At 24.3% G+C, this 19056-nt stretch carries 12 protein-coding genes; 1 reads left to right on the top strand and 11 read right to left on the bottom strand.

The features are described 5' to 3' along the window. Positions 1 to 27: 27 nt before the first annotated feature. From whiA to DMC14_RS06225, 5 genes are all read right to left on the bottom strand, one after another. The gene (whiA, locus tag DMC14_RS01895) at positions 28 to 861 is read right to left on the bottom strand and encodes a DNA-binding protein WhiA (protein WP_116171544.1); all 834 of its coding nucleotides are present in this window, start codon (positions 859 to 861) and stop codon (positions 28 to 30) included. Positions 862 to 965: 104 nt separating this feature from the next. Continuing rightward, positions 966 to 2432, bottom strand: coding sequence for a lysine--tRNA ligase (gene lysS / locus DMC14_RS01890; RefSeq protein WP_116171543.1), 1467 nt, complete (start codon positions 2430 to 2432; stop codon positions 966 to 968). 32 nt (positions 2433 to 2464) lie between these two features. Next, the gene (hinT, locus tag DMC14_RS01885) at positions 2465 to 2788 is read right to left on the bottom strand and encodes a histidine triad protein HinT (RefSeq protein WP_116171542.1); all 324 of its coding nucleotides are present in this window, start codon (positions 2786 to 2788) and stop codon (positions 2465 to 2467) included. Beyond that, positions 2788 to 4530, bottom strand: coding sequence for a HinT-interacting membrane complex lipoprotein P60 (locus DMC14_RS06230; RefSeq protein ID WP_116171541.1), 1743 nt, complete (start codon positions 4528 to 4530; stop codon positions 2788 to 2790). Before DMC14_RS06230 ends, hinT begins: the two co-directional genes overlap by 1 nt. A 13-nt stretch (positions 4531 to 4543) precedes the next feature. After that, positions 4544 to 6697, bottom strand: coding sequence for a HinT-interacting membrane complex protein P80 (locus DMC14_RS06225; protein WP_116171540.1), 2154 nt, complete (start codon positions 6695 to 6697; stop codon positions 4544 to 4546). Between the two features lie 257 nt (positions 6698 to 6954). Here DMC14_RS06225 and DMC14_RS06220 point away from each other — a divergent pair, with 257 nt between their 5' ends. Then, positions 6955 to 7722 (top strand): LicD family protein, encoded by a 768-nt coding sequence (locus DMC14_RS06220; protein ID WP_116171539.1) that lies wholly within the window; start codon positions 6955 to 6957, stop codon positions 7720 to 7722. 53 nt (positions 7723 to 7775) lie between these two features. Here the strand turns inward: DMC14_RS06220 and DMC14_RS01865 are convergent, their stop codons facing one another. The 6 genes from DMC14_RS01865 to DMC14_RS06210 all read right to left on the bottom strand — a co-directional run bounded on the left by DMC14_RS01865 (position 7776) and on the right by DMC14_RS06210 (position 18926). Further along, positions 7776 to 8672 (bottom strand): IS3 family transposase, encoded by an 897-nt coding sequence (locus tag DMC14_RS01865; RefSeq protein WP_277870957.1) that lies wholly within the window; start codon positions 8670 to 8672, stop codon positions 7776 to 7778. Next, a complete protein-coding gene (locus tag DMC14_RS06215; RefSeq protein WP_116171530.1) occupies positions 8672 to 8941 on the bottom strand; it encodes a hypothetical protein in 270 nt (89 codons plus the stop codon). Before DMC14_RS06215 ends, DMC14_RS01865 begins: the two co-directional genes overlap by 1 nt. 70 nt (positions 8942 to 9011) lie before the next feature. Then, complete coding sequence (locus DMC14_RS01855) at positions 9012 to 9182, bottom strand: helix-turn-helix domain-containing protein (RefSeq protein WP_116171529.1); 171 nt, start codon at positions 9180 to 9182, stop codon at positions 9012 to 9014. Between the two features lie 79 nt (positions 9183 to 9261). Beyond that, positions 9262 to 9579 (bottom strand): hypothetical protein, encoded by a 318-nt coding sequence (locus DMC14_RS01850; RefSeq protein WP_116171538.1) that lies wholly within the window; start codon positions 9577 to 9579, stop codon positions 9262 to 9264. A gap of 3 nt (positions 9580 to 9582) precedes the next feature. Continuing rightward, on the bottom strand, positions 9583 to 10557 hold the full coding sequence (locus tag DMC14_RS01845) for an ABC transporter ATP-binding protein (RefSeq protein WP_116171537.1): 975 nt from the start codon (positions 10555 to 10557) through the stop codon (positions 9583 to 9585). Continuing rightward, positions 10557 to 18926 carry an ABC transporter permease gene (locus DMC14_RS06210; RefSeq protein ID WP_137412664.1) on the bottom strand — a complete coding sequence of 2790 codons (8370 nt, stop codon included), beginning with the start codon at positions 18924 to 18926 and terminating at the stop codon, positions 10557 to 10559. Before DMC14_RS06210 ends, DMC14_RS01845 begins: the two co-directional genes overlap by 1 nt. Between the last annotated feature and the right edge of the window lie 130 nt (positions 18927 to 19056).

Genomic DNA, 19056 nt, shown 5'->3' with positions numbered 1-19056 from the left:
AACTTTTTTTAATAAAATAATATTTTTTTATATTTTTTTGTATTTTTCAACTATTTTTTTTAATTTTATTAATGCATGATTTAAAGATGACTTAGATTTAATTATATTTTCATTAGTTAATAATGTAACTAAATCTGATAAACTAGAATCTAGGTTTTTCTTTTTTAATTTAAAAAACTTAATTTCTTCTTTTGAAAAATATGACGTCAATTTATTTTTAATAATAAAATCAAAATTTTCTAAAAATAAAGTATTAGCATTTGCAATTCTTTGTTGATTATAAATATCGAAATTAGTTATTCTGTTTATATTATTAAAATAATCTCTTTCAATTTTATATTCTTCAAGTTTAAAATAAGAATTTATAGCTTCTATAGCTTTTAAAAAATCGCATATATTTTCAATTTTTTTAATATATATAATATATCTATTTTGACGGACTATTATTTTAAAATTTAAATTATATTTATTTAAAATATCAACGCTTTCTATTGCTTTATCATGATTATAGAATTTTAATTCAAGATGATTAAAAGATGTTTTAAAATCTGATACCGATCCACTAGACAAAAATATTCCAGAAAAATAATCTCTTTCCATTTTAAGTTTTGGATTATTAAAAGATTTTATTTTTATTAATAACTCATTTTTACGTTCATTATAAAATTCAACATTAAATTCTTTTAATAATTCAATTATGAAATTAAAAAGTTCCTTATTATTAAAAATTAATAAATAATTTTCATTATCTATTTTGGAAGTAGCAAAAATACCACTTAAAAGATTTAATTTTTCTTGTTTTTTAAGAGGTCTTCTTATTATTTCTTCTTTAATGGTTAGGGTAAATGTTTTATTTTTCATAAATTCCTTGTTTGTTATATATATTAGCATAAATAATAGTGTTTAATTTAAATAATTAAACAAATTAAAAAGCACGCAATAAATCGCCTGCTTTTAAATTATTATTATTTTAAATCTTTTAATTGAGGGAATAAAAGAATATCTCTAATTGAATCATTTTGAGTTAACAACATAATTAATCTATCGATACCAATTCCACAACCGCCTGTTGGAGGTAATCCATATTCTAAAGCGTTAACAAAATCTCAATCTATTTCATTTGCTTCTTCATTTCCGTTATTTCTTTCTTCTAATTGAGATTCAAATCTTTCCAATTGATCAATAGGATCGGATAATTCGGTAAACATGTTAGCAAACTCTTTTGTGCCAATAAACAATTCGGCACGTTGTGTAAATCTTTCGTCTTCTAGTTCTTTAAATGCTAATGGACTAATTTCAATTGGATGGCCATAAACAAATGTAGGTTGAATTAATGTTTCTTCTATATATTTCTCAAAAAGATCATTTATAACATGTCCTAATTTGTAATATTTTTCAGTTTTTATACCATGTTTTTTTGCTAACTCAATAGCTTCTTGATCATTTAATTTTCTAACATCAATACCAATTTTTTCACTAACAGCATCTACCATGTTAATTTTTGCAAAAGGGTATTTAAATTCAATATCATAACCATTAAACTTTACTTTATCAATTCCAAGTTTTTTAGTTAAATGTTTAAATACACCTTCTGTTCTTTCCATCATTCCTCACATATCTGAATATGCTTCATAGAATTCAATAGAAGTAAATTCTGGGTTGTGTGTACTGTCAACACCCTCATTTCTAAAAATACGTCCAATTTCATACACTCTATCTAAACCACCAACAATACATTTTTTTAAAGGCAATTCAGTTGCTATTCTTAAATAAAAATTACTATTTAATGCATTATAAAAAGTCACAAATGGTTTTGCAGCTGCTCCCCCAAGAATTGGTTGTAATACAGGGGTGTCAACTTCTAGATATCCAAGATTATCAAAAAATTCTCTAACCCCTTTAATAATTTGAGTTCTCAAAATAAAAGTTTTACGTGACTCTTCATTTACTATTGTATCAACATAACGGTGTCTACGTCTTTCTTCGGGATCAACTAAACCGTGATATTTATCAGGCAATGGTTTTAGAGCTTTAGTTAATAAAGTTAATTTAGATGCTTTAATCATTAAAGCTTCTGTATGAGTTTTAGAAACTAACCCTTCAATACTAATAATATCACCTAAATCAAGTTGTTTTAAAACTTCTGTTGATATCTCATCAAGAATTTTTTTGTCCACATAAATTTGCATGTTTCCATAACGGTCTTGTAATACTAGAAATGGCCCTCTTTGAGCTATGACTCTACCATTAAAAATAACAAATTTCTTTTCAGAGTCAATTTCATCACGAGATTTAGATGAATATAAATTATTAATTTCATCAGATGAAATAGTTGGTTTAATAGTTGAATTAAAAGCACGAATATTTTTATTAGCCAATTGTTCAATTTTATTTCTTCTAATCTGTTCTTGTTCTGTATATTTTCTTTCCATATAAAATCTTTCTATTATTTAATATTTAATTACTAATCATAATAAGGAATAATATGAATGTGAGTTCTAAATATAGCTTGACCAGCACTTTCATTATTATTAATAATTAATTTAAAGCCAGTAGCATTTAACTTTTCAGTTTGTTCAATAGCTAATTCTCTTGCTTTTTTAATTAACTTAATTAAAACTTCGTCTTCAATATCATAAAGGTTTTCTGAAAATTCTTTTGGTGAAACTAGAAAATGACCTTTTTCTTCTGGGTCAATATCTAAAAAAGCTATAACATCTGCATCTTCATAAATTATTGTTGCAGGTATTTCTCTATCTATAATTCTCTGAAATGTATCTTTTTCCATTATAACAATCCTTCTGTTTTAAATAATTCTAAAACCGTTTTATTTAAGTTTTCCAATTTAAAACCTAAGTGGTCTAGTATATATTTATTTACTTCTCTAAATAAAGTATTACCCTTATTTAAAACAATTGTGTTAGCTAAAATATCTTGTTGTTCATTAGAATTTCAAGGTGTTTGTTCTAAAGTAAATACTTTTTTATCTTCATTTTCACCTTTTAAATTCTTGATAGTTTTTTTAATATAAGAAGGAGCTATTTTAACAACATAAGAAGCATCGATTTTATTATCTTTAATCATGTCAATAAATGTTGGATATTTATCTAAATTGTAGTTTTTGCCTTCTGTTTGATCTATAAAAGCTTTTGATTTATATTCTAATTCTGAATTAAAATCATAAAAATGTCTTGCTCCAAGTTCTTTAACTGATAATGTCATTGGTACTCTTAAAATTTCACCACTAAATGTAATAGTATCTCTAACTTTAAATTCAAGAGTATATTGTTTAGAATCAACAGTAATTGTTTTTGTAAATAGTTTTTCATCTTTTGGATCTCTATTTAAACCATCAAATTCTATGTCCTTAGCAGTTATTGATTTTAATTTATCTTCTTGGCCTTGCTTTTGTTTTAATTGTGCCGAAGCCTTTAAAGCTGGTAACTTATCTTCTTGTTTAAGAATTTTACTTAATTTAAAGTGATCTTGATCATAAACTCTTTTTGTTTTTGGGTCTATAAAACCAAAAACTGGTGATTTTTGTCTTCTCATTGCATACAATGAATTAGATAAATCTCCTGAAGTTTCAACATTAGATAAAATACCTTTATAAGCTTTTAAAAGTTTTATATCAAAACCTTCAGATTCGCCTGTATTTAATAAATATTCTGGGTGTTTTGCTACTGTATTATAGTCATATTTTGGTTTTCCTGAAGAGTTATAACTTGCTAAAGTATTAAAATCATTAAAGTTACTTACATTTGCTTTACCAATTCTTAAATTCATATCTTGATCATCGGTAAAAGATCATTTTTCAATTAATGGACTTTCAATTAAATACTTAATTAAGTATAAATTAGAAGCAGAAAAGTCCAAAGAATCATAAGTATCTTTTTTTAATGAAGAAGTTGAATCTTTTTTCATTTCTTTTTCTAAACTAACTTGTCATTTATCTAAACCTTTATCATTAACTGAAAGTTTTTTAAATTCGTCTCTAAATTTTAATAAATAAATTTTTGATATTAATAATTTTTCTATTTCTAATCTTATGTTATTAGCTAAAAATTTAGAATTTTTCATTAAGAAAATAAAATTATCTTCTGTTGGTAAATTAGCAGCAGCTGGTTCATATGAACTAACATCAATATTTAATTTAATAAAATTTTGTCTTAAATTTCAGAAAAATTGTGGATCTGAATCTAATTTTGCATTTGCATAAAATTTAAATAAGTTATATAAATCTTTATGAAATTGTGAATCTTTCTTTTCAATTAAATAAAGTAATTTATCCTTATTATCTTTCGAAACACTTTTAACTTCATTATCATAGAATACTTCTAAATATGTATTTATTACAGAAAGAATAATTTGATTTTTTGATGTAATTTCTTTTAAAAAACCAATTTGATAACCAGGGGTTTCTTTTTTAGATTTTGATGAAGAGTTATTGCAAGCAACTACAAGAGGAGCGACTGGCAATACACTTAAAGGCAATGCGCCTGTTAATAATAATTTAAATCTTTTTTTCATATTGTTAACTCCTTTATTTCTTGTTTACAACATAATCAGTAATTATTTTAAATAAGTAACTAACTATATCTCCAGTATGTGGAACTATTTTGAAAATATTATTTGATTCATCAAATTTAAAATCTTCAATTAAACCATCATTTGATTGTTTTTTAACATAATCTCTAATTTGGCCAAATTTATTTGAAATTAAAGTTGTTTGGCTACTTTGTTCAATTGTTCTTATATAATCTAAAGCTCCTGATATATCAGCGTCATCAAATTTCTTTTTAGTATTTGAATCGATTGGTGTATATTCTTGTTCTTTAACATATTTTTTAAAGTCTGATTGTGATAACAATTCTTCTAATTGAAATGAAGAATTTAAAATACCTGAAAATATCTTAGTTAAGTCAAATAATTCAGATGTAAATGTTGGTGAATAATTTGCTTTTGATTTAATTGTTAAGTCTTTAACTATCAATTTTTTAATTTCTTCTTCATTATCTAATTTATGAAGATTTTGAATTAAAATCCCCTTAGGTCCAACTGTTACAAAATTTTCTCCAACTTTATATATTGCATTAACTTTATTTCCTGGATTTGAACCTGTAAATGCAGTTTTGAAAGCATTTCCAAATAATCTATTAAAATCTTTATCTTGTAATTCATCAATAATTTTTTTAATAGAATCATTATATTTAGCATACTCAGCTACATAATTATCACTTTTATTTTTTGTTGCTGGATTAGCTTGTAATGCTGCTAATAATTGCCCTTTATAGGTTGATTCTAAATCTTTAAAACTTTCTAACTCTTTTAATACATTAATTAAAGAAGTTTTTAATGTATCAAATAAATTATTTTCTTCTTTATATTTAAATACTCCTTTATCTGATGTAGCATCACCTAATAAAATAGATAATAAATTTAAATATGTTGTTGGTTCGGATGAAGAAATTGTTTGTTTTAAATTAACAAAACCTTTTGATCCAAATTTACCTGCATTTGTTTTGTCTGAAGATAAAAAATTAATTAATTGTTTATCATTTGTGGCTTGTCTTTCATCTTCCTCTGTAATTGGGCCTGATTTAATTAAAGTTCCAAATCCCTTAAATTGTTTCAAACCATCGATACCTAATTTTAATTCGATTTCGGTTTTAGATTTTTCATATGAAGAAAATTTTAAAAGATTTATTATTTCTTCTTTAGTTACTATTCATGGCTTTTCTGCGCCCTTTTGATCTTGATGAGCAGATAAAGAAAATTCAGATAAAATACCTTGTTTTTTTGAAATTCAAGGTTTAATAAATCTTGTGGCATCTTTATATTGTTTAACAAATGATTTAGTTACAAACATTGGTATTTTTATAGAAGCCTTAGAATCGGTATGCGATTCAACTGAATCTTCTTTAGGCAAAACATAGTTTTCATTTTCTTTAGCAAAAGATAAAATTATTTTTTCGCCTTTTTTAGCTATTTCTATTTTTTTACCCTTATATTCATAATAAACATCTTTATTGGCTACAATACCATCTTTTAAATCTTTAAATGTTCAATCGGTATTGACTTCTGTTTCAAACCTTCTAAAAGCTTGTCTTTTAATTTCTTCATTAACTTTATGTTCTATTGCTTCATTTTCATTTTTTGATGAACCTCATTCTTTACTATTTAGTTTTTCTAAGAATTTTTCTTCTCATTTCTTTTCTAAACCATATTGTTTTTGGTATTGTTTTTTAAGGTCATCTATTTGTTTCTTAACTTTTTCTTTTATTTTTTCTACTGAATCTAAAGCGAAGGTTTTTTCATCTGCTTTTGCTTTATTTGCATTATAAACTGCTTGATATCATAATGAAGATTCATATTCTTGTTCATATAAATATTTAGCAATTGTTTTTTCAATAGAATCTGCAATATTTTTATTTTTATTTGGTAAAACAGGAGCTTTATCTATTTCTTTATATTTAAGTTGTTTTTTACCATTCGGAGTGTCGATTTCTAAAACTGAGCTATCTGGTTCTAGTGTATCTGTTGGGCTTGGCAAAGACTTAGATGCTTTAACCAAAGGTATTGCTATACCAGCAGCTACTGTCGCTGTTACAGCTGTAGCTCAAAATGTTCCTCAAAGAACTCTTTTTCTTTTTGTCTTTTGTTCAGTTGTATTAGTTTTTTTAACTTTATTTGACATTATTTGCCTTTCTTAAAATATTTTCTAATTCAATTATATTCATATTTAATATATTAAATAAGAATACAAATATTTTACCACTTTTTCATTTTTTTTCATTTAGTATAAATTTAGGCAAAAATATAAAAAATTTAAAATTAAAAAAAAGTCTAAAAATTAGTTGAAAAATTAGCTTTGTTGTTAATTAAAAAAAACATTTTTTTTAAATATTTAATTTTTTAATGTATTAAAACAAATATTAATTATAATATTTTAATATGAACAACATTTTTGAAAACAAGTTAAATATTTTAAAAGAATTTATGGAAATTTGCAATGAGAATTCATTGTGATATAGTTTAGATTCTAATACTTTATTGGCTTTGGTGAATAATTTAAGTTATTGAGATCAAATAGATCATTATGATGTTATGATGACCTTTGATTCTTATGAAAAACTAAGAAACTTATTCCCTAATAAAGTTATAGATTCGGTTAAACACTCAGATTATTTATCTTTACAAAATAAATTTGTTTTTGATGTATCAAAAATATATGAAGAATGCCCTTTTGTTAATATTAATTTAGTTATACCTACCACAACTAAAAGAGTAAAAAAATATTTAAAATATAAAAATAGAATTAAAGCTTTTGTAAATCATTTTTCAACAATGAATTTAACAAATATATCTAAAATTAAGAGTAAAATTAGAACTGCTAAATTCTTAAAACCTGTTGTAAAAGGTATTAATTATAAGGATATTTATAATATTTTATACGATGAAGAAAATGAAGGTTTTTTAGTAACTAGCCCTCTAATTAATAAGAAATCATTAAAAAAATGAATTACTAATATAAGTTATAAATTAATTAATATTGAAAAAAATGATTTGAAATTTAAGGCTATATATGAATATGATTATTATTTAAAAAGTCACTATGGTAGAAATTGATCAAAAATAGAAGAAATTGAAATTGACTATTTACATAAAAATGTAATAGACATAGACAAGTATGAAACAATAATTGACGAAAATAATATTTAAAATAAAAAACATCGAGCATCGTAGGGTGAACCCCAAAAGTTGGACTAAAAAAATTATTTTAAATTATTAAGCGAATGGCATCTATATTGTTTAGGTGTCATTCCTCTTAATTTTGTTATTATTCTATTTTCATTATAATACTTTATATATTTGTGCATTGCGTTTTCTAATTCATCTAATGACTTAAATTCATATTCATGACCGTAAAACATTTCATTCTTCATTGTTCCGAAAAAAATTTCAATTATACAATTGTCATAACAATTTCCTTTTCGAGACATGCTTTGCAGAATGTTTTTTTCTTTTAGAATATCTCTATATTCTTTCATTTGATATTGTCAACCCTGATCAGAGTGCAAAATTAAACCATTTAAATTTTTGTGTTTTTTAAAGGCAATTTTTAACATATCAATAGTTTGTTTAAAATTTGGACTTCTTGATATTGTGTAAGATATAATTTCGCGACTATTTGCATCTATAATTGGTGATAAATATACTTTTCCAGAAGCAATATGAAATTCTGAAACATCTGTACTCCAAATTTGGTTTATGTTGCTAGTTTGAAAATCTCTATTAAAATAAGTAATATTTTTATTCTTGTCAACAACTTTTTTTAATAAAAGATTTTTGCATATTTTGCCAATTTCGCCTTTATATGATTTATATTTAGCTTTAGGTTGCTTACCGTATATATTTAGCTCACTCATTAATCGTTTTACTTTTTTATGATTGATAATAAAGCCTCTATTTTTTAGTTCTAAAGTTATTCTTCTATATCCATACCTTGCTTTATTTTTATTAAAAATGTCAAGAATTAATTTTTTTTCTTTCTTGTTAGAATCCTCTTCATTTATATTTTTTAAAATATAAAAATATGTAGATTTAGCAATTTGAAAAAATAATAGCATTTTATTTAAAGGATATTTTAGCCTTGATTCATATACAACAATTACTTTTTCTTTTTTTGTTGCTCTTTCCTTTGTTGAACCAAGGCTCTCAATTTTTTTAGCAAATCATTTTCCATTTCAAGCTGAGCATTACGTTCTTCTAGTTCTTTTATTTTTTTATCTTTATCTGTTGTTGTTTCTTTTTCTTTAAGTTTTTTATTTAAATTCATTTTACATGGCCTTCCTATTTTTCTTTTAAGACCATTATAATCTAAATTTAAATATTTTTTTATTCAACTATAAATAACACCAGAATTTATGTTAAATTTCACAGCAATATCGTGAATAGAGCGACCAGTTTTAACTAATTTAATAATTCAAATTTTAAAATTAAAAGAATAGTTATTTTTTTTTGTTTTTGCTTAAGAAATCATATTTATGTATTTTATATAGAGATCTAATAGTCGCTATTGTAGTTTTGCTTACATTATACATTTCACATAAATCTTTAATGCTATAACCTTCATTTGAAAGTTTGATTATTTTTATTTTTTCTTCATTTTTTAATTTCATAATAAAAACCCCTAAAGTTATTCCGTTGTTTGGTCCAACTTTAGGGGTTCACTATATCGTAACTCGATATTTTTTTAAATTATTTATTATTTTTATTTGTTTTACTTCTTTGAACATTCATTATGCCGGCAATCATAAAAATTACACTTGAAGCAATAATAAATATTAATAATATTATTGATATAGATAATCAAGTATAATCACCTACCCTAGCCGAATTAACAAGTAATGATAATTCATAAACAGAAATAGGTAATAGACCTGATAAAGCACAATATGCTACTCTATGAAATACTCTTTTTAAATTTTTTGTAAATAAGATTATTCCTATTGTAAATATATAAATAGAAGCCATGAAACCTATTACTACAAAAAATATTCTAACAAAATTTTCCATATATTATTCCTTCCTTGCACTATTTGATTCTTTTTCAATTAGTCATTTTCTATCTTGTAAAATTATATCTTTTATTTGACCTAATTCAAGATAAATAACCTTATCTGCCATAAGAGCAACATCAGGATCGTGGGAAACAATAATAATTGTTGTGCCATATTTTTGATTTATTTCTTGAAGTATTTTTAAAACAATTTGACCAGTTTTTTCATCTAAAGCTCCAGTTGGCTCATCGGCTACTAAAATATCAGAGTTTTTAGCTATTGCCCGCAATATTGAAACACGTTGTTGTTGACCGCCAGACATTTGTGAAGCATATTTGTACATACATTCTTCAAGATCGAAATCTTTAAACAATTTTTTAATATTTAAATGTTTAGATTTATCTTTTTGTAGATAAGAACCAGTTTCCACATTATCATAACTATTTAAATTTTGTAATAAATTATAGTCTTGAAAAATAAATGATATATTATCTCTTCGAAAATATGTTTGCTTTGAATCACTTAAATAAGGTAAATTTACATTATTAACTATAACTTTACCACTGGTAGGTCTATCTAAAGCACTAATTATATTTAAAAGTGTGGATTTACCAGAACCAGATTTTCCATAAAGAATAGCAATTTCTCCTCTTCTAATTTTAAAAGATACTCCTTTTAAAACTTCTGTTGCTACATTACCTGATAAATAGGTTTTTTTAACATCTTCTACTTCCACTATATAATCTTCAGTATTAACTTCCTTTTCTAAACCATCTTTTTTACGTGGTTTATTATTAGCTAATTTATATTTTTTTAATGTATTAGGATCTAATACCTTTACAGTCAAACCATCATCTTCTATTTCAAAAGGTTTATCATGTTTTTGTAATTCAATTGGATTTAAAACATTAATATCTTTTGTAGTAGATATTTTTTTAGATTTTGATGTTTTTTTAGTTTTTTTAGTAGATTTTTTTATTTCTTCTTGAGACATTATTTTCCTTTCAAGGCATCGACTGCTTTTACTTTATTTAAACTCTTTCATGTAGCCATAGATGTTAATATAAACACAGCTAAACAAATTGTTGCAGAGATTATTATAGTTGAATAATTTAAAACTAAAGGTAATACTATTTGTGATGTTGCCATCATAAATGCATTAAATATAGAAATTAGTAGAAGTGTTGCTGGAATCATAAATAGGCAAGCTAATATAATTGCAGGAACAAAGTTAGCAAAGAATAAAATTGTTTTTTCTCTATTTGTATAACCTAGCACAGAGAATATTGCTATTGCTCTTTTATTTGAGGCTATCATAATGTTAGTAATAACAATTAAGATAATAATAGAAATTGTTAATGACATGATTATAAAAGTAACTAAAATAGTATTAACTGTGTTAGAAATACCACTAATGAATCCTGCTTCTATATCCTTACTATTAACATCGAATGAAGCTCCATACATTATATTTTTACCATATATAGTATTTGACTGAACTCCATAAAAATCAGTAACAGTTTTTCTAGCAATTTGTTTAAATTCTTCATTAGCATTAGGTTCTTTTACAATCTTTTGAAATTGAATTTCATTAATATTTAATAATTTAAATAAAACTTCTTTATATTTCAAATTAGTTCCAGGATGTGCTTCATTATAGGCATCAATATTATTTTCATAAACCGATTTATATTTTAAATCCTTATTAGATATAAATATTCTCTTAAAGAATTCTCAAACCGCTTGATCACTCGCTCCATCAACTTCAAATGAAGAAGCCGCTCCCCAAAAACCTGTTGAGGAATAAGTTGTTAAAGTGTCAATAGTTTGAACTGGTGTTTTATCATTTGAAAGAACTCCGTTAAAGGCATCATATTTTCTATCAAAAGCTTTTTGAATTTCTTCTTTTTTATCAGGGTATAAAAGAAGAACATTTTGCAATTCTTTTATTCTAGAATCTTTTAATCTTTTTGATAAGGTGTCATATCCAAGAATTTTATCCAAAATATCTTTTCTAGTAGTTAGTTCACTATTAATATAGGTTTCAGAAATTCCGATAACCTCAAAATTATATTTTGTTTTTGGAGCTTTTTGATTAAGAGCTCGATAACTAAATCTATCAACGTGATTTAATAAATCAACTTCAATTACTGAACCTATTTTTAAATTATATTTTTTCTGTGTAACTGTATTAATAATTAAAGGAATATTTGTTGTTTCATTATATTCATAATTATTTAGTCTTTTTTGCAAATCATTTCCTTTATCATCATGCATAGAAATAAATTTACTATCATTGTAATAACCATATATTCTTGTTTCTTTGCCATCTAGTAATGCCTTAGCATAAGTATATTTTTCATTTGTAGTGTCATTTCAATACACTCCACCAAATGAAACAAAGAAATCTAATGATTGAACATTCTTATAAGCATTTACTAAAAAGTTTCTATACTCTTGTCTAAAGCGTGAAGTTGAAACTATTTTTGGTTTATAGTAAACTTCATTGTTAGGATCTCATTCAACAAATTTAAATTGTTCGGCAATACGTTGCTCTTCATACATATTATAAGTTGATGAGTGAGTAAAATAGAAGAAACTAATTCTATTGGATATGTCTTCTGGTTTTTTGTCAGCCAAATCTTTTTGAAATTTTTTAAGATCTCTTACAGCAATAATATTGTCAACTGATGAATATCTAGTATCCATATAATCTTTTTGGCCTGCTCTAACTTTGGCGATATCAATTAAATATTGAGTGTTTTGCATTTCTAACGAAACACGTTTAAATATTTGAGAAACTCTTGCTCTTTGGGTTTCTGGCATATTTGCATATGTTATATCCCAAGGACTTATTTCAACTGATAAATCTAATAATAAATCTAATGAAGATTTTGTTAACACTACAGGATTGTAGGGTCTATGAACAATATCGGTATTAAATGAGCCTCCAGGTCTTAAGAAATTAGGATTATTATAATCTAATTGGCTGCCATTAGATGATGAACCTGCTAAGTCATTAGGTACATACAACAACGAATTTATATCATTTTTATTATATGTTACATATGGCCCGCCTTCAGTAGTAGGGCTTTCTAAATCCAATTTATATCTATATAACCTATCCTTATATGTTTTTGTTATAGCCTTATTAAAAATATTGTTTGATGATAAGAAAAACATTGAAATAAGCGATGTTGTTGAAAAAGCCAAAAATAATGAAAACATTTTTCAAAAATTATTTAAAGCCATAGAAGCGATAAACCTTGTTTTAATTGGTAATTTTCTAAACATGGATGAAACACGTTGAGCAAAGTTTCCAACATTTAATTCTGTCAAACCACTCATTAATTCAATAGGTTTTTTTCTAACTAATAAAGAAGTTATTATAAATATTAATAAACTTACAAATAATAAAGGAACAAGAATTGTAGAAAGCATAGAAAATGCATGCAATGGAATAATATTATTTTCTAGAGTTCAATAAGAAGAAAGAACTCCCATCGCCGGTTTTTGCAAAGCAAAACCTAAAATATATCCAAGAATGCCGCCTACAGCAGCAGGTATTCAACCAAAGGCACAAAATGCAAAAGCAATTTTTGGTGTTGTATAACCTTGAGCCCTTAAAATACCTACTACTTTATTTCTGGCCTCAATGTATCTTTTAATAATAAAGTAAACTATAAATGCAACTAAAACGGTTAAAACTGAAATTAAGTAGACGGTTGCATTTTTAATCGAATTAACAATCGATCTAATAGTTGTAATTCTAATTTTTCTTTCAGGGTTAATGTTATCTAATTCATCTTGTAAATAAACTTTTTTAAATGAATTTGGATTAATTTTTTCAATTTCTTTAATAAATTTAGATTGCAATTCTAGTGGTGATTTGCCTGGTAAAAATCTGTTTTTAGCATCTCTAGGAGCTTGAACTAAAGCATAAGTTTTTAAGGCAAAAGTTGGATAAGCCGAATAAATACGATCAAAACCTTTTGAATTAACATATACTATGGCTTGAGTGGTAGTATCAACTTGAATGTTTTCTTCATTAACAACTGGATATAAATAATCAGCAGTTGAATCTATTCCAATAATTAAATATTCTTGAGTATTAATTTTAATTTTATATTTATCATCTAAAGAAGAAATAAATAATTTCATTGCATAAGGGTTAGATAAATATTTTGAAATATCTCCAGTATAAGCTTCCTTATTATTTTTTGAAGCATATCCATAATTAACTTTAGCTAAATAAGAACCGGTATCAGAATATGAAATTAGATTTGCAATTTGTATTGGTTCAATAACCTTAAATAAAGCTTTTTTCATTGATTTAGTTATATTAATACCGAATATTTCTAATTCATTACCATTTGTATCTCTTAATAGTTTATTAAAAATATGATTAAATTTTGAAATATCTAAATCAACTGAACTATCATTTTTAGATTCTATAAATTTAGTTGAACTTTCGAACACTTGAGTTAATGCTTCAATTTGATATGTAATATCCTTAACATTTGATAATTTTAAATTATTTAGCATTTTTTTAACTATGTAAGCAAGGTTTCCTTGATTAGGATCTGGGCTTAATGTATAGTATAAAAGAATTTGTGGAAAACTCATTATAGTCAAAGGATTTAATAAATTTTTAGGTATATTTATTAATGAAAGCTTATTAATTAAAGCCGAATTTTCAATTGCCATTTTATATGCTACATCTAAATCGTAATCATCATTAATAAGAGCTTTGATATCTCCGTCTCCTTCAGATTTTATAAATGAATTTAAAAACATTTTTAAAGACTTATTATAAAACGTTGACATTTGGGATGCAGATGCTATATAACCAAAGTTATATGTTATTTCATTTGAGTTTTTAATTAATAATTTTTGAATCTTTTTAACAATAGAATTAGAAATTCCTGAAGATTCTAAATTATTTGAAAATGTATTAAAGGCATTAGAATTTTCTAATAATTTAATAACTTCTCGATTGGCTAAATTAGTGTGAGCATGTGCATAAGATATTTTCAATAGTGTTGCTCTATATTCACTATCACTTCCTAATACTCCCATACTTGGAATTGGATTAACTACATTATTATAGTTTTGTAAAATTTTAATAAATTCTGGTTCTTGAGATAATTTATATATTTCTTTAAGTACAAATTTAATTTGACTATAGGTAAGTATTTTTTCGTACTCTTTTTGAAGAATTTTATTGCCTGTAGATTTATCTATTATAATTTTTTCTTTGACATCGCCTAATCTATTTAAAAAATAAGCAAATTTTATTCAAAGGCTATACAAGATAAAATGGTTATTAATTATGTCATCTTGACCCTTATTCATAAATAAAGTGGCAAAATTTTCAGCTAATAATGTATAAATTGTTTTTAACACTTTAATTTTGTCTTGATTGCTTGGATCATTTTCATTTAATAAAGCTGAATAATAAGCTAAATCACCGTACGTTTCGGGATTAATGTTATTTAAATTTGAAACCTTAAAATCATATATTCCATTTTCTTTTTTAAAACTCTTAAGTTGAAGTTTTTGAACGAAATTGTAGTATTTTATTAATTTTGATTTTAATTCTTCTAAATTATTAAGTTCGACTTCATTAATTAAAGCTTGTTCAGTTATAAACTTATATTCATTAGCTGTAAGTTTTATTGTAGTTTTTTGATTAATAGAAGTTTCAATTTTTAAAATAATTTTTTGAATATCAGACAAATCATATCTATTAATAGGTAAGTTAATAGAACTATTAGAAGCAGAATTTTTTAAAGTTTTTGGAAATGCTAATTTAGGAATTATAGCCAAATCCAATAAACTTATTTTACCCTCTTCAGGGGTCGGAAAAGTTATATTCAAGTCTTGAATAATATTTGAAGTTTTGTTTGATAGATTTAACATTAAAATTAATGCATTTTGAATTTGATTAACTTTTCCTGAAGAAATTTCTCCTTTAGAAGAAGAATTTAACGAAGACATAAATGCTGCAAGTATATCAGTTTGAGATAAATACTCTGTATTGTAATCATTATATATTTTGTTGTTTGCAGTAATAGAATATTTCACTTCTTTAATTAAACTTGATAGTGATTCAGTAAATTTTTCTATATTTATATTTGAAATTATTTTAAATAGACCTTCATTTATATTAGAATAACTACCATCTTTTTTAGCATCTAAAGCTTTAAAGAATTTTTTAGCGTGAACTTTTGTTTCGTCTGATAAATTTTCTTCTGAAAATTGATATGCACTAATTCATTTTGCATAATAACTATTAGTATAATCCGGATTTAATATTTTAGAAAAATCTACTTGATTAATTAAGGTTTTAATTCCATTTTTAAATTTATTTTCATTAACAGAACTTAATAAAGATATAAACATTCTTTCGTGTGCCATGCTTCAATATGTATCATTAATTGAAGTAAAAGGTTTGTAGGGGTGTTTTGCATATCAACTATCAATGGTTGAAGAAAATTTAATGAAATCTATTGAACTAATAATTTCTGATAAAATATCAAATATTTTAGCTTTGTTTTTAATAAGAGATAATAAATCGCTTAAACTTAAATTCAATTGCGGAATAATATATATTTTCGAAAATCCTAATAATCCACTTAATTTATTAATTTCTTTAATTAAATAAGCATCTCTTTCTTCTTCAGTTGTACCTGAATTTAAATATTGTTTTTTAAAGTAACCTAAAATGTTATTAAAGAAATTATGGAAAAATGAATTAGCATTAACATTTGTAAACTCTAAATTCTTGTTATTTCCTTGGTCAATCGGTTTAACTAAATATTTAATAACATCTAAAATGGTTTTTTCTAAAATAAATTGATTTGTTTTACCAATTGCTAATAATGAGTGCAAGTTATTTGCTTCAATAGAATCACTAATAGCTTTAAATAATCTATAAATATCATTTTTATCAAATAATTTAGCAAAATCTGTATCTATAAAAACCGATCTAGCTCTTTCGGCTAATTTTTTAATAGTATTTTTTTGAATAATTTCTTGAGTTAAATCATTTGAAATAGAACCAAAACTTACTGGTAAACTAATTGAATTTTTAAATTGCGGATTAACCATAGCTCATCCATTTGGTCCTATATCTCCTCTAATTGTATAATCTTGCGAAACGCAATAGTTATATACTTCATCTAAAGATAAGTATTCTTTGTCATTAATTAAAACTTTGTTTCAAACAATTTCAGAAGAAAACCCTTCTATACTGCTTCTTTTTAGAAAAATATATTTTCCTGGTTTTGGCATAGCAATGGCACCAACTATAGTACTTCCAGATGATGTTTTCTTCTCGGTACTTGCTATAGTTAATAATAAAATCTTACCATTGGTCAAATAAGGAATTCTTGTGTTCGAAAGAAAATCATAATAATTTTCAAATCTAATGTCAGCATTAAAATAATTTATATTAGGGGTAAAGTTATGAAAAATTAAATCTATTATCTCGTGAGTATATACTGATGGAATTTTTTCAATATCAGTTGAATTTGGTTTTGGTTTCAATATAAATTTATTAACATTATCATCAGAAATACTTTTATGCAACAGACCAGGATTTAATGTTTCATTATATAGTTTTCCAACGTTATTTTCTATTCCTAGAATCTTACGTTGTCTATCTCCCATATCAACAAAATGAAAAACATTTTTCTTGCCGTTATCTTCATTTACAGTTTCGACAGTTACTGTTTTTCTAATTCCAATATTTTCTTTTCCAACACTATTTTCAATATCTTTTAAAATAGATGTTCTAGCAAAGTTAATTGCACCATTTCTAATAATTGCTTGATATTGATTTAATTTTTCAACATTAGAAATATCAAGAAATTCTTCATCTGTTAATTCTTCGGTTGAATTTTTATTAAATTCAATTTGCTTAATGTTTCACAATTTTCTTGGCTCTCCAATTTTGTTGGGGGGAATATGATTGTTATTTTTATTACCACCCATTCAATAGGTTTTAAAATTTCCATTGTCTCCAATAACATCATTCTTTTCTAATGGTTTTGTTTGAACAATAGTTTGAGTGTATTTATCTCCAATTGAATATTTTGTAGTTATAGTTTTATCTCAATATGAAAAATATAAATTCTTTTTATATTCATCTGGTTTGTTTTTAAAAAAATCATTTATATATTTAAAATAAGAACCTTTTCAATTTGATTTATCTTCATTCAAATCTTCATTTCAATTTAAAACAAAACGATATCAATTGTATGTAATATTTTGTTCCGTTTTTCTAATTCAATCTTTATGTAGTTTATAAGTTTTATTAGATTCTAAATCTATATATAAAGGTGAATTTGTTTCAAGATTAAATTTATTAGCAAAAGTACCCAACTGAAATTCAGATTTTAAAATGTCATTATTATTAATATTAAAATCTGTTGTTTTTTTATCTCCGGCTATTTTTAAGGGACTAGTAGCATATTTTGTTTCATTAAAGTGTCACTTATTTGATTTAGTTTCTTTTTCAAAACCTAAAAGGTCTAAAACGTCTTCAGATTTTATTATAGCTAATACATTTTGAGCTTTTCATTCATCATAATCTGAGGTTAAAAAAGATGCTTCTTTTGTTAAAGTATTTATAAATAAAGGGGAAGATTCAATGATTGAATCTTTTATTACTTGTTGTCCAAAAGGCCCTTTTGGCCCATAAGATATTGAAAAAATATCTCCTAATTTAAATGTTGATTTAAATTTAATGTTATTAGTTGATAAAATTTTATAATTTTGAGTTATAGGCACTATTTTGCCATTTAGTTTTTTATAAACTTGAAATTTTCTATTTGCACCTGCAAAACTAAATTCACGAATTTTAGAAGGGTCAGGATTTTTTTTGTTTATTTCAAATTGTACACTTGTTATTTCTGATTTTAATTCTTCATAATATAAACTCATTAAATCTACTGTTGAAATATAATAAGAAGAATCGGCATTTCAATTTTCTATATTATCTACAATATTTACATATTGTTGATTGTCTTTTGATAAGTTAATAGTATATGAAATCATAGAACCATTTTTTGATGATTCAAATTTAATTGGTTTATTTGTAATAGTTAAGTTATCTTTATCTATTTGATTGTACCCATGTCTTGGAATAATACCGGAAGGATTAATATCTAAGTCAACCGTTAAATCGTGTAGTCTAGAAACCTTATCGTAAGAATTTATAGTTCTAGAATAAGATGTTTTGACATCATTTAATAAAGTAAATAAAAAAGTAGTTAAAAATATTAATATGGTTAAACATATTAAAGTGACTTTGTTTTTTGCTAGAGATTTAAAAACCTCTTTAAATAATCTTCTCATATTTGTATTTCCTTTCAAATAGGTATTACTATAGTAATAAGAATAATTATATATTCTAATAAATATTTTTATTTAATAAGTGTTTTTATAGAAAATATAACTATAAAAGCCAAAAAAAGTATAAAAAATA

It is taken from the genome of Metamycoplasma phocicerebrale (assembly GCF_003383595.3).
GTDB lineage: Bacteria > Bacillota_I > Bacilli_A > Mycoplasmatales > Metamycoplasmataceae > Metamycoplasma > Metamycoplasma phocicerebrale.
The sequence above is the reverse complement of the archived record's forward strand: the minus strand, read 5'-3'. Positions and strand labels throughout refer to the sequence as shown.